The 12,549-nt window shown below is 62.1% G+C and carries 12 protein-coding genes and 1 tRNA gene; 6 read left to right on the forward strand and 7 right to left on the reverse strand.

The window, feature by feature from the left end; translation table 11 throughout:
- The 6 genes from AC0L24_RS08770 to AC0L24_RS08795 form a co-directional block, all read right to left on the reverse strand.
- Complete coding sequence (locus tag AC0L24_RS08770; protein WP_127397803.1) at positions 1-795, reverse strand: TatD family hydrolase; 795 nt, start codon at positions 793-795, stop codon at positions 1-3.
- Positions 795-2,345 (reverse strand): methionine--tRNA ligase, encoded by a 1,551-nt coding sequence (gene metG, locus AC0L24_RS08775; RefSeq protein ID WP_127397802.1) that lies wholly within the window; start codon positions 2,343-2,345, stop codon positions 795-797. The genes AC0L24_RS08770 and metG overlap by 1 nt, the downstream gene beginning before the upstream one ends.
- A 141-nt stretch (positions 2,346-2,486) precedes the next feature.
- Entirely contained in the window at positions 2,487-3,542 is a 1,056-nt protein-coding gene (locus tag AC0L24_RS08780; protein ID WP_127810364.1) for a DNA polymerase III subunit delta', read from the reverse strand.
- On the reverse strand, positions 3,539-4,213 hold the full coding sequence (gene tmk, locus AC0L24_RS08785) for a dTMP kinase (RefSeq protein WP_164873845.1): 675 nt from the start codon (positions 4,211-4,213) through the stop codon (positions 3,539-3,541). Before tmk ends, AC0L24_RS08780 begins: the two co-directional genes overlap by 4 nt.
- A 139-nt stretch (positions 4,214-4,352) precedes the next feature.
- Positions 4,353-5,516 carry a D-alanyl-D-alanine carboxypeptidase family protein gene (locus tag AC0L24_RS08790; protein ID WP_174800326.1) on the reverse strand — a complete coding sequence of 388 codons (1,164 nt, stop codon included), beginning with the start codon at positions 5,514-5,516 and terminating at the stop codon, positions 4,353-4,355.
- Between the two features lie 103 nt (positions 5,517-5,619).
- The gene (locus AC0L24_RS08795) at positions 5,620-6,852 is read right to left on the reverse strand and encodes a septal ring lytic transglycosylase RlpA family protein (protein WP_127399039.1); all 1,233 of its coding nucleotides are present in this window, start codon (positions 6,850-6,852) and stop codon (positions 5,620-5,622) included.
- Positions 6,853-7,228: 376 nt separating this feature from the next.
- Here AC0L24_RS08795 and AC0L24_RS08800 point away from each other — a divergent pair, with 376 nt between their 5' ends.
- Positions 7,229-7,564: a hypothetical protein gene (locus AC0L24_RS08800; RefSeq protein WP_127409082.1), complete on the forward strand. Its 336-nt coding sequence runs from the start codon at positions 7,229-7,231 to the stop codon at positions 7,562-7,564.
- Between the two features lie 465 nt (positions 7,565-8,029).
- A tRNA-Ser gene (locus AC0L24_RS08805) sits at positions 8,030-8,119 on the forward strand.
- A gap of 417 nt (positions 8,120-8,536) precedes the next feature.
- On the opposite strand, the gene AC0L24_RS08810 is transcribed toward AC0L24_RS08805, so the two are convergent.
- The gene (locus tag AC0L24_RS08810; RefSeq protein ID WP_127395985.1) at positions 8,537-9,190 is read right to left on the reverse strand and encodes a hydrolase; all 654 of its coding nucleotides are present in this window, start codon (positions 9,188-9,190) and stop codon (positions 8,537-8,539) included.
- Between the two features lie 150 nt (positions 9,191-9,340).
- Between AC0L24_RS08810 and AC0L24_RS08815 the strand changes: the two genes are divergently transcribed.
- The 4 genes from AC0L24_RS08815 (at position 9,341) to AC0L24_RS08830 (ending at position 12,473) form a co-directional block, all read left to right on the forward strand.
- Positions 9,341-10,234: a LysR family transcriptional regulator gene (locus tag AC0L24_RS08815; RefSeq protein ID WP_127810368.1), complete on the forward strand. Its 894-nt coding sequence runs from the start codon at positions 9,341-9,343 to the stop codon at positions 10,232-10,234.
- Between the two features lie 181 nt (positions 10,235-10,415).
- Positions 10,416-11,213, forward strand: a complete 798-nt coding sequence (locus tag AC0L24_RS08820; protein ID WP_127380380.1) for a sterol desaturase family protein — start codon at positions 10,416-10,418, stop codon at positions 11,211-11,213.
- A gap of 97 nt (positions 11,214-11,310) precedes the next feature.
- Positions 11,311-12,009 carry a DUF2161 domain-containing phosphodiesterase gene (locus tag AC0L24_RS08825; RefSeq protein ID WP_127810369.1) on the forward strand — a complete coding sequence of 233 codons (699 nt, stop codon included), beginning with the start codon at positions 11,311-11,313 and terminating at the stop codon, positions 12,007-12,009.
- 56 nt (positions 12,010-12,065) lie between these two features.
- Positions 12,066-12,473, forward strand: coding sequence for a DUF930 domain-containing protein (locus AC0L24_RS08830; RefSeq protein WP_164873846.1), 408 nt, complete (start codon positions 12,066-12,068; stop codon positions 12,471-12,473).
- Positions 12,474-12,549: the final 76 nt, after the last annotated feature.

The following is a 12,549-nucleotide window of genomic DNA, read 5'->3' on the forward strand; positions in this document are numbered from 1 at the left end:
TCAGGCGCTTTGCTCTACAGGCCGCGACATCTTGCCGAACAGCCGGAAGAAATTATCCGTCGTCAGATCGGCGATTTCAGCTTCGCTGACGCCGATGGTTTCGGCCAGCACCTTGGCGGTATGGGCGACATAGGCCGGCTCGTTGCGTTTGCCGCGAAACGGCACGGGCGCCAGGTAGGGCGCGTCGGTTTCGACCAGCAGCCGGTCATGCGGCACATCGGCGGCAATGGCGCGCAACTCAGCCGAATTCTTGAAGGTGAGGATACCCGAGAACGACACGTAGCCGCCGAGAGCGACGCCAATTTCGGCAAGCCGACGCCCGGAAGAAAAGCAGTGCAGGATGAAGGGGAAGGTGCCCTTCCCCGTTTCGGCCTCAAGAATATCAGCCATATCTGCATCGGCATCGCGCGAATGGATGACCAGCGGCAGCCCCGTTTCGCGTGCGGCGGCGATGTGATTGCGAAAGCCTTGCGCCTGTGCATCGCGTGGCGCTTTGTCATAAAAATAGTCGAGACCGGCCTCGCCGATCGCCACCACTTTCGGGTGGGCGGCCAGCCGCACGAGATCGGCAGATGTTACGTCGAGCTCTTCCGCGGCATTGTGCGGATGGGTGCCGACCGAACAGTATACTTCGTCAAAAGTCTCTGCGATTTCATGGATTTGCTGAAATCTCTTCACGCGAGTTGAGATCGTCACCATGCGGCCTATACCGGCCGCCTTGGCGCGAGCGACAATGGAAGCCCGCTCCTCGGCGAAATCTGGAAAATCCAGATGGCAGTGGCTGTCGACGAGCATCAGACGTTCGCGTCCGGCTGTTCGACGTAACGTGGAAAAACCCCTTCCGGCACGGGTAACGCGGTGCCCGGCACCAGCGCATGGTCCGCGTGGACATGCACGAAGTCGCGGCTGTCCGCCGGCACCGCCAGCAGATCGAGCAGTTTCGCGGCTGATCCCGGAGTAAAGGGCTGACACAGCACCGCCACGCGGCGCACGACCTCGGCGGTCGTCCACAGCACGGTTTCCATGCGCTCCGGATTGGTCTTCTTCAACGCCCATGGCGCCTCTCCGGCAAAGTAGCGATCGGCTTCCGCCACCACGCCGAAGATCGACGCCAGCGCCAGATGGATGCCCTGCTCGGCCATCGCCTTGCGCGCGGTGTCGAGAGCGGCGACGGCCTGGTCCAGGATCGCGCTGTCGGCATCCGTCAGGTCGCTGCGCTGTGGCACCACGCCGCCGCAGTTCTTGGCGATCATCGACAGCGAGCGCTGCGCCAGGTTGCCGAGACCATTGGCAAGGTCGGCATTGGTGCGGTTGACGATCGCGTCATGGCTGTAGCTGCCGTCGTTGCCGAAGGGCACCTCGCGCAGGAAGAAGTAGCGCACCTGGTCGAGACCGTAGTGCTCGACCATCGCGAATGGATCCACGACGTTGCCAACCGATTTCGACATCTTCTCGCCGCGGTTGAACAGGAAGCCATGCGCGAAAACGCGCTTTGGCAACTCGATGCCCGCCGACATCAGAAAGGCCGGCCAATAGACCGCGTGGAAGCGGACAATGTCCTTGCCGATGATGTGCGTAGCCGGCCAATAGCGCCATTGCTCGGCCTTTGTGTCGGGATAGCCGGCGGCGGTGATGTAGTTGGTCAAGGCATCGACCCAGACATACATCACATGCTTGTCGTCGCCCGGCACCGGCACGCCCCATTTGAAGGTCGTGCGCGAGATCGACAGATCCTTCAGCCCGGACTTGACGAAGCTGAGCACCTCGTTGCGGCGCTCGGTCGGACCGACAAAGTCGGGCTGGCTCTCATAAAGCGCCAGCAATTTGTCCTGATAGGCGGAAAGCCTGAAGAAGTAGCTTTCTTCCTCGTTCCATTCGACGGGCGATCCAAGCGGTTCGCGACGCACGCCGTCGTCGCCGACGATCGTCTCACCTTCGTCGAAATAGGCTTCCTGGCGAACCGAGTACCAGCCGCTATAGCGGTCGAGATAGATGTCGCCATTGGCGGCCATCGCCTTCCAGATTGCCTGGCAGGATTCGTAGTGGCGCGGTTCCGTCGTGCGGATGTAGTCGTCGTTCGAGCCACCCATCGCCTCGGTCATGGCGCGGAAAATCGCCGAATTGCGGTCGGCCAGCGCCAGCGGCGTTATGCCCTCCTTCTCGGCCGTTTGCTGCATCTTCAGACCGTGTTCGTCGGTACCGGTCAGGAAGAATACGTCCTTGCCATCCAGGCGCTGGAAGCGCGCCAGGGCATCGGTTGCAATGACCGTATAGGCGTGGCCGATATGCGGCTTGCCGTTCGGATAAAAGATCGGGGTGGTGATGTAGAATTTGTCGCGTGACATGAATGAACCGTCATGAATGTCTGAATGGAAAGGCGTGGCGGTGGATATCGTATCGAGGCAGCATTTGCCATCCCGATGCCAATGCATGCCGCCCAAAAGTGGCCCCGGTTTTGGGGACAACGGCATGCATCGGGAAAACCGTCACATTCGCATTGCAGAATTCAGGCGGTCGATCATGATCAGGGCGTGCTGCTTCTTGTCGAGATTGTAGGTATCGGTCTCAGATATAGCGTCCAGCGCCTCATGCCAAGTGTCCGACAATTTTTTGGCCCGTGCGAGATCGCCCGCCAGTGCTGCCTGACTTGCCGCGTCCGACAACAGGTCCAGCGCCCGGCGGTTGAAGATATCGAACTGGATCGCCTGATCGCGGCCGGCCACGGCTTCGGCGAGGCGAAACGCGCCGCCGACATCGCTCTTTCTGCCGGTGACCAGAGCGTCGAGCGTGGAGGCGATCTCCAGCCCGCCATACTGCGTCAACAGGATCGCGTTGCGGGCGCTGCCCCCTGCCCGCCCGACCAGTGCCGCGCGAGCCGCCGGATCGCCAGGCGGCGCCGGCTCGGTCGTTTCCAGCACCGTCATCAGGTCGTCGGCGTCGAGCGGGTTCAATCGCACCACCTGACAGCGCGACCGGATTGTCGGCAGCAGGCTGCCCGGCGCGTGGACAATCAGGATGAACAGCGTCCGTGCCGGCGGCTCTTCAAGATTTTTCAGCAACGCATTGGCCGCATTGGTGTTCATGTCGTCGGCGGGGTCGACGATGACGACCCGATAGCTGCCGTCGTGCGAGGTCAGCGACAGGAAGCGGCTGACCTTGCGTATCTCATCCACGGTGACGACTGTCTTGAAACTCTTGGTCTTGTCGTTCAGCGGCCGGGTCAGATGCAGCACGGAAGGATGCGCCCCGGTGGCGATCTGGCGAAACAGCGACGAAGCCGGATCGGGAGCGGCAAGGCTTTCCGGCGCCTGCGCAAAATCGGGGTGCTTCAACAGATGATGCGCAAGATGGAAGGCCAGTGTCGCCTTGCCGATGCCGATCGGTCCGGAGAAGATCAGCGCATGAGGCAGCTTGCCCGCCCGATAGGCAGCGGTGAGCACGCCCGCAGCCTGGCTGTGCCCAACCAGAAGGGGCGTTTCGGCGGGCTCCGGCACGCCGTCCAGCGTGTCGTGCTGCTCGGGTGCGATGCGCTCGAAGATCATGCCGGCGTTGCCTGCCTGTCGCGTGCCGGCGTTCTCGCCGCCAGTGCCGCGAACACCGCCGCGGTGACGACGTTCTCGACCGCGTCGGGCTCGGCGGCTGCGTCGACGACGATGCAGCGCTCCGGCTCGGCCTTGGCGATCGCCAGAAACGCCTCGCGGCGGGCCTGATGGATCGCCAGCGTCTCCTTTTCGAAGCGGTCGGCGACTGCCTCGGTGCCGCGCCGCAGCGTTGCGCGCCTCAGGCCTTCCGCCGGATCGATGTCGAAGATCAGCGTCATGTCCGGCATCATGCCGTTGATGGCGACCTGCTCCAGCGCATCCATGAACGCCGGATCGATGCCGCCGGTGACGCCCTGGTAGACGCGCGAGGAATCGAGGAAGCGGTCGCAAAGCACGATGTAGCCACGCTCGACCGCCGGCCGGATGAGCTGCTCGACATGATCGGACCGCGCGGCGGCGAAAAGCAGCGCTTCCATCTTCGGTCCGAACGGTTCGGCCGCGCCCGAAAGCAGCACATGCCTGACGGCTTCGGCGCCCGGCGAGCCGCCAGGTTCGCGGGTAAGCAGCACATCGTATTTCTTGGCGCGCATCTTCCTGGCCAGCCGCTCGATCTGCGTCGACTTGCCTGCCCCCTCGCCGCCTTCGAAGGTGATGAAAAAACCGCGTGCCAACCGAGAGGCCTTCTTGTCCATGGCTGAATGGGATTGTAGCGCTCTAGATAGTCCGCGTTCGGCCAAACGTCCATGCCGTCATTTTTTGCTTTCATGCATGTCGTTCGCCAAAACCATGGCCAGATTTGAGCGACGTACCTTAGCGCAGCCAGCCGACCGCCAGTTCCTTGACTGCATCGAGAGCGCGCTGCGGCAGCGTGCCGACGCCGATCGATTCGGCTGCGAAAAGCGGCGTCTCCTGGCTCAGCGTATCGCCGATCCAGACGCGCAGCGCACCCACCGGCTGCCCCTCCTCCACCGGTGCTGCAATCGGGCCGTCATAGACGATCCTGGCCGTCAGCTTGTCGCGGTTGGTGATCGGCAGGAAGATGTCGATCGGACCCTTGGCCTTCAGCATCACCCCGGGCTTGGCGCCGCCAAAAACCTGGGCTTCTCCAACCACCTCGTCCCTGGCGAAGATTTCGGTCTTCTCGAACGAGCGGACACCCCAGTCGAGCAGCTTTCGCGCCTCTTCGGCACGCTCCTTGTCCGAGGCCAACCCGCTCATCGCCGCGATCACCCGTGTGCCGTTGTGACTGACTGTACCGACGATGCCGAAGCCGGCTGCCTCGCTCGCACCGACCGCCAGGCCGTCGGCGCCGATGTCCATCGCCAGCAGCGGATTGCGGTTCCTCTGCGAAATCTTGTTCCAGGTAAAATCCTTCTGGCCGTAATAGCGGTAGAAATCCGGATAATCGCGCCACAGGTGCAGGGCGAGCTGCGCCAGCTCGCGCACGGTCGTCTGTTGGCCATCTGCCGGCAGGCCGGTCGAATTGACGAAAGTCGACGTCTTGAGGCCGATCTGGCGGGCCCGTTCGGTCATCTGCGCGGCAAAATTGTCCTCGGATCCCGACATGCCTTCGGCGATGATGATGCAGCCGTCATTGGCCGCCTGCACGGTCACGCCCTGAATCAGGTCTTCGAGCCGGATCGACGACTTGAGCTTGGCGAACATCGTGGATGTTCCGGAAGGCGCGCCGCCCTTGCGCCAGGCGTTTTCGCTGACAACGAACGTATCGTCGAGCTTCAGGCGACCAGACTTGATGGCGTTGAAAACCACTTCCATGGTCATCAGCTTGGCCATCGAGGCCGGCGGTATCGGCTTGTCGGCATCCTTGGAAAACAGCACCGTCCCGGTCTCGGCGTCGATCATGAAGGCCTGTGCGGCCTTGGTCTCGAACAGCTGTGCACCGGCCGGAGCCTGGAAAAACAGCAGCAGGCCAAAAACCAGAAGCCCGGCGAGCGGGAGCAAGCGAAATTGCATGATGTTCGACCCGTTGGCCGGCACCGCCGGCAAGCCCGCAAAAAGTATCGGGCTTTTTGCACGGCGGATCAACCGCGTAGCGGAAATCCAGCCTGGCTTGTGCTCAGTTGCGCACAGCCAGCGCATCGGGAGCGCCATGCGACCAGGCAGCCTGCAACATCTCGTCCAGATTGCGGTGGCCATCGGGATAGAGATTGACCGAATACCAATCCTCGCCGTCGAGTTCCGAACGCTGGATCTCGATCTTGCCGAAGGCGGCAAGCTGAGCGGCAATACGCTTGGCTTCTCCGGCGTCCTCGAACGAACCGGCAGCGACATAGTCGGTGGACGGACCGGCCGGTGGCGGCTGCCGCTTCCACGATTGAAGCACGTCGGCCGGCGACATGCCGTCGCCACCCAGCGCAGCGAAGGCACTTGAGGCGCGTTCGACCCGTTCGTCGGCGTAGGACAGCGAGGCCACGGCAAACGGCGATTGCGGCGGCAGATTGATCTGCGGGCGTTCCGGCACGATGGGCCCGAAATCGGGAAGCGCCAGATCGCCATACGCCGACGGCTGCGCCGACATGGCCGGCTGGACAGAACCGGAATCGGTCAACTGGCCCGGAAACGGCACGGCCGCGCTGCCCGCAGGCAGGCTGGGCGACGGCCCGTTCATGGCGACCATGACGCCGGTCGGCAGTCCGTCCGACGGGTCGGGCACTCTGTTGCCGGGATGGTAGGAAGCCATCAGATATTGGTCGTCATCGCCGTCAAGCGGCGCGCGGCCGACATATTCGACCTTCACCTGAGCGGTGCCGGTGTTGGCATAGTCAAGCATCTGGGCAGCGCGCTCCGACACATCGATGATGCGGCCTTCGTGATATGGGCCGCGATCGTTGACGCGAACGATGACCGAACTGCCGGTCTTGAGGTTGGTGACGCGGGCATAGCTTGGCAGCGGCATGGTCGGGTGCGCTGCGGTCAGGTGGGTCATGTCGTAGACTTCGCCATTGGCGGTAAGCCGGCCATGGAAGGCGTCGCCATACCAGGAGGCCAGGCCGACCTTGGCGTAGCGCTTGTCTTCCTTCGGGTAATACCACTTGCCGCGGACCTGATAAGGTTTGCCGAGCTGATCCCTGCCGCCGCCACGTTGGATGCGCCCATTCTGGGAGATCACGCGCGGGCTTGCCTTCACGCCATATTCGGATTCGGCGAAATATTCCTTGGAGCGGGTCTTCTTGTAGACCATCGCTTTCGGCTCGGGCTGCGACGCACAAGCCGCCAGCAAGGCGGCCGACATGGCGAACAACGCGACTGCAGCAGCGCGACGAAGACGCGGTTGCGTCACAGCCTGCATTTTCCTGATGTCCCCTTCAGTCTTGCCTAGACGTCGTATCCAACCGTCGAAGAAGCCGAAACACTCACCCGACCAATACCAGCGACGCCTTCGAACCCCGATCCTTTGTGCGCAGGAATTGCTTATCACGGTATTAACCGATTGTGGCCGCAACCGGGCAAGATTGTGGCGTCTCCACCGCGAGAGCCCTCTGAAAAGTAACGATTTTCGCGCTTCCCGCGAGAGATGTGATGCCCTCTGCCACAGAGAGCCTGGCTTCGCTCCTGCCGGCGATACCTGCCCGTTGACAGGCTTTGTCGGGCAGCGGACCGACAGTCCGGAACAAAGAAATGCGCCGCTAGTTTCATCCGCAGGGCACTCGAACAGAAGGATGAGCATGATGAAAATGGCTTCATTGACAATCGCGATCGCAATGTCACTTTCTGCCGGGTCTGCGATCGCCGCATGCCCGGACAAGTCGGCTTCCAATGCCGGGACGGATGCCGAGCAGACCGCCGGCATTTCGAAAGATGGAACTCACGCGCCCTTAGAGGCCCCGAAAGCCACGGACAGCGCGGGCAAGCCAGCCGCCAAGGATGGCGCCACAATGCCATTGGCGGGCGCTGAAGGCGGCGGCGACAAGAATCTCGCAACCTCGCAGCAGGACATTGAGGCGCAGCAGCATGGTGATAAGGCCGCGGCGGCAAAGGCCGATGAAAGCTGCAAAGACTGAGGACCGCTCAGGCCGGAGCCAAATTGCAGCTTCGGCCTTCTTCACCAGCAGCTGTTCCCTTGGCGAACTAAACTTTTGGGGAAATACCGCAGCCGTCCCAAGAGGTTGGCCCTGTGAGGATTAACCCGCTCGCCCGGCTGCTTGGTGGTTCCGGTCGATAGCCGGATCGCGCCCTTGCCTGGGCCCCTGCATGCAAGCACTGCAGCGCCTCACATCTCGGGCAACGCCCGCGGCGGGCTTCTTCTTCATGCACCATTGGACCGCGCTAGTCCCGGCGCTCGATCCCGACACGCTCAGAGTCTGCCCAGGACAGCACGAAGCGACGCAGCGGTGGTTGACGCAGCCCACAATGCCGCTCTACAGGAATGAAGCGCGAACCAGCCGGGAACGCCTTCGGTGCCAATCCGGTGCCAACAGGCCAAACGAGTTGGCCCCGCGCTGCCCAAGTGGTTGATAAACCACGTTGGAGGAATGGCCGAGCGGTTTAAGGCACCGGTCTTGAAAACCGGCGTGGGTGCAAGCTCACCGTGGGTTCGAATCCCACTTCCTCCGCCAGACGTCGAATTATCCAGCCCGGAGACATGGGTAGCAGTTTGTACCTAAGACGCGATGACAACCTCGTGCTTGGTTGCAAGGTCCTCTGTTCCAAGTCGATATATCCGAACTGCGAGTCATCGTCTCGATCAGAGCGCCCGGTGCGTCAGGCTCACTTTGAAGTTCGGATGGATGACTGTCATTTCCTCTCGGGAGCGCTCCGCCGAACATCTCCATGGTCCTTTCAATGAGGCGATAGATAGTCAGGCTGCGCCGGCTGCAAGTCGCGGTCAATGGCTGGAGGAAGTGATCGTTGATGACACCGGCCGCCCCTGCATTCAGGCATGGGCGGCCGTCTTGTGGGGCGGGATGACGCGGCTCGATAAGCAGCCAGCCTGTTGGCGCTGGATCGCTCCAGCTTTCGTCACCTCCCCCAGTTCAGCCCGCGGTGCTTGGCACAGGCGTGTTGAGCAGCTGCTGTTCCCAGAGGTACGCGATGCCGCTGCCAGCGACGTGCTGCTTGAGCACTTCCGTCAGCTCCCCGACGTGCTCAGTCCGCGCCCAGTCGCGCTGCCATTCCGAGGCCAGCGCCAGCCAGGTCATCATGTTCGCACCGGCCGCGATCATGCGCTGGATGGCGACCTCGTGCGCTTCGACCGACGTGCCGCCCGAGGCGTCGGCGATGACCGTGACGTCCCAGCCTTCGCCCAACGCCTGGATAACCGGCATGGCGACGCAGATCTCGGTCCACAGGCCAGCGATGATGAGCTGCTTGCGGCCGGTCGCCTTGACCGCGTCCACGACCTTCCTGTCTTCCCAGGTATTGATGAACGTCCGGTCGATGACCTCCTGGCCGGGAAATACGTCGGTGATGTGGGGGAAGATCAGGCCGCCCCGATCGGCAACGACGCTCGTCAGGATGGTGGGAACGCCGAAGGCCTTCGCGGCCTTTGCCAAGGCCGTTGAGTTGTTGACCACTGCATGCGGATCGTGGCTGTTCAGGTTCGAGAGCTGGTAGGGCTGGTGGTCGATAAGAACGAGTACCGAATCTTCGGGACGAAGAAGCGAAGCAAGGCCGTTACGAGGGGTCATCAAGACTTCCTTTCTCTGCCGTCTGGACGGCATGGTTTTCGGGAGACATGCGCCAGCGGGCGACGTTGCCGAAACGCAATTTGCTGTTCCTTTTGGTGATGCGATAGTGCCATACTCAGGCAAGCTGTGTCGCGAAACGAGGAACGCCGATTGGACATCGAAGATCTGCAGACATTCGTCGTAGTGGCCGATGCCGGGGGCGTATCGGCCGCCGCCCGCCGACTCGGCGTCTCCAAGTCGATCGTCAGTCGGCGGCTCTTTCGGGTTGAGGCGGAGCTTGGCGTCCAGCTTCTTGCACGAACGACCCGCGGCGCCGCGCTCACGGAGGCGGGAATTACTTTCAGAGATCATGCGGCCCGAGCCAGCGCCGAGATTGATACGGCCAGGGAAGCGATCTTCCCCACCGGCGAGCTACGCGGCCGCCTGAGGGTTGCCATGCCGCTTACTTTCGGCGCGACCCATTTTGCCCCCGTGCTCGCGGAAATGGCGCGTCTGCACCCGAATCTTCACATCCATACTTCATACAGCGATCGCTTCGTCGATCTCATCGCAGAGGGTTTCGATTGCGCGATCCGGGGCGCCTACCTTCAGGACTCCAACCTGATCGCGAAGCGCGTCGGGCCTATCCATGGAAAGCTTGTCGCGAGCCCGGACTACATCAAAGCGCACGCATCACCCGAGACTCCGGACGAACTCGTCACCCATCAGGCCCTCATGCAGGGAACGGAAGCCTGGCAGTTCATGGATGGCGGCAAGATTGTTACGGTCCAGCCGCAGGGAAGATTCAAGGCCGACAGCGCCACGGCGCTTGCCGCGGCGGCGGCGGCGGGTCTCGGCATCGCCTGGCTCCCCGATTGCATTACACATGAACATGTGGCCTCCGGCGCGCTGGTCCCGATCATGACACGCTATCCGATACCTCCGGGAGCTGCGTATGTCGTACGCCCGCCGGGGCAGCATCCTACGCGGAAAGTGCGCGTGCTCACCGAGATGCTGATTGAGTATTTCAAACGCAACCCGGATCTTTGGGGTCTTGACGGCTAGGACACGAACGGTTCGAAGCCGTGTCAAACAACCGCGTTCGACGGTCCCATTGCTCCGAGCCGTTGCGTTCGGCGACATTGCTTGCACGTTCCGTGCGTTAGCGCCCTTACAGAGCCTTTAGCCTTTGGAAAGGGAGATGTGGTTCCTCTCGGAGGCGCAGACGACGCGCAGAGGCGAATCGATGGATATCTTTGGCATCAAGGCACTGTTGATCTGCGCGCTGATCTTCATTCCGTTCGAACATCTGTTTGCCGAGCGGCCGCAGAAGATCTTCCGCAAGGGGTTTGCTGTCGATCTGATTTATCTGCTGTTCAACGGCTTCATCATAAAGCTGGCCATCGTCATGATGGCGGCAGGCGCGCTCGGTGCCGCTGCGCTCCTTGTCCCGCCGGCGATAACGCAGGCCGTCAGCGGCCAGCCCGTCTGGCTGCAGGTTGCCGAAATCATCGTGATTACCGATATCGGCGTCTACTGGACACATCGGGCCTTCCACAAAATCCCCGCGCTTTGGAAGTTCCATGCCGTTCACCACGGCATTGAGGAACTCGACTGGCTCGGGGCCTTCCACAATCACCCCGTCGACGCCATCGTCACAAAGGCGATATCGCTGACGCCGATCTTTTTCCTCGGCTTCTCGGAAGCCTCGATCGCTGTCTTTTCGACCATCTACCTTGGACACACGCTGCTTGTGCATTCAAACGTGCGGATTCCGTTCGGCCCTTTGAAGTGGCTGATCGCCAGCCCGCAGTTCCATCGCTGGCACCATGCCAACCAGCGCGAAGCCTATGACAAGAACTTCGCCGGGCAGTTGCCTTTCCTCGACATGCTGTTCGGCACCTACAATCCCACCGGCGACAAGGTGCCGGAAAAGTACGGCGTCGACGATCCGATCCCTTCCACCTATTTCGGTCAGATCGGCTATCCCCTCCTGCGCCGCAGGAAGCTGCCGAACCGGGCAGTGCCGAACACCGAAGCCTGACAGCCCGACGGTGCGGTATCCACCCGATCCGCTTTCGGGCCGTGGAACGCCGAACCCCGGGAAGGCTTTTCGCTTCGAATCGGCTAAACCTTGAGGCATGAACGAAACCTCACTCTATGCGCCGGTGAAGCGGTTCCTCGAAAGCCTCGACTTCGTCGTCAAAGGCGAGATCGGCGGCTGCGATGTCGTTGCGTTGCGCGAGGGGGAGCCGCCGGTTGTCGTCATCTGCGAGTTGAAGCTGCAGTTCAATCTCGAACTGGTGCTGCAAGGTGTCGATCGCGCGGCGGCCTGCGACGAGGTGTGGCTGGCCGCGCGCATGTCGGCCCGCGGCAAGGGCCGCGAAAGCGATGCCAGGTTCCGCAATCTCTGCCGCCGTCTTGGCTTCGGCCTGCTCGGTGTGACCGCGACGGACCGGGTCGAGGTGCTTCTCAGCCCGATCGCGCCGGCGCCGCGCAAGAATGCCCGCCGGCGCTCTCGTCTGGTCGACGAGCACCAGCGCCGTCGCGGCGATCCGGTTGCCGGAGGAGGATCGCGCAATCCGATCATGACGGCCTATCGCCAAAGCGCCCTCGCCTGCGCTGCCGCCATGGTGGACGGACCCAGGCGGCCGCGAGATCTGAAGGCGGTGACGCCGATCGCGCCGAAAATCCTGCAGCACAATGTCTATGGCTGGTTCGCGCGCGTCGACCGCGGCCTTTACGATCTCACCGATGCCGGCCGTGCGTCTTTGGTCCGTTGGCCGCAGGCATCGCACGACGAATCCCGACACGCAATTTTGAACGCACCGGCCATATGATTGAAGATTCCCGCGGCGTCCGAGGCGGTTCGCTCGGTTGATTTCTCCGACAAAATATGTTGGTTGTCCCGCCCATGAAGAAGCTCTGCATGACCGCCTTGGCGTCAGTGACACTGAGTTTTCCAGCCAGCGCAATGGACAATGCATTGCGCGCCGGTCTGATGAAACTCGATCCCCAAACCCGTCTTGAACAGCGTTGCGACGCCGAAGTGCTCGACCGCATCACCCATGACGATCGCAAGTTCAAAGCCGATCGCGTCGTCGCCTACGCCTTCGCCACGCCCGAGATGGACGCCGATGCAATCAAGAGCTCGGGTGCTGCGTTTCGCAGCAAGGGGCAGTGGTACCGGCTGAAATTCAAGTGCCAGACCGCGCCGGACCATATGGAAGTTCTGCAGCTCCGTTACCGGATCGGGGACGAGATTCCAGAAGCCGACTGGGCAAAGTACAATCTCTACGATTGATTTGTGATCGGCCATGGTTTTGCCCGGCTGCCGGCGCTTGACGCAACGCTGCTTCGGTGATGCAGCCCCGCGTGAT

Source organism: Mesorhizobium sp. WSM4809, from assembly GCF_055811655.1.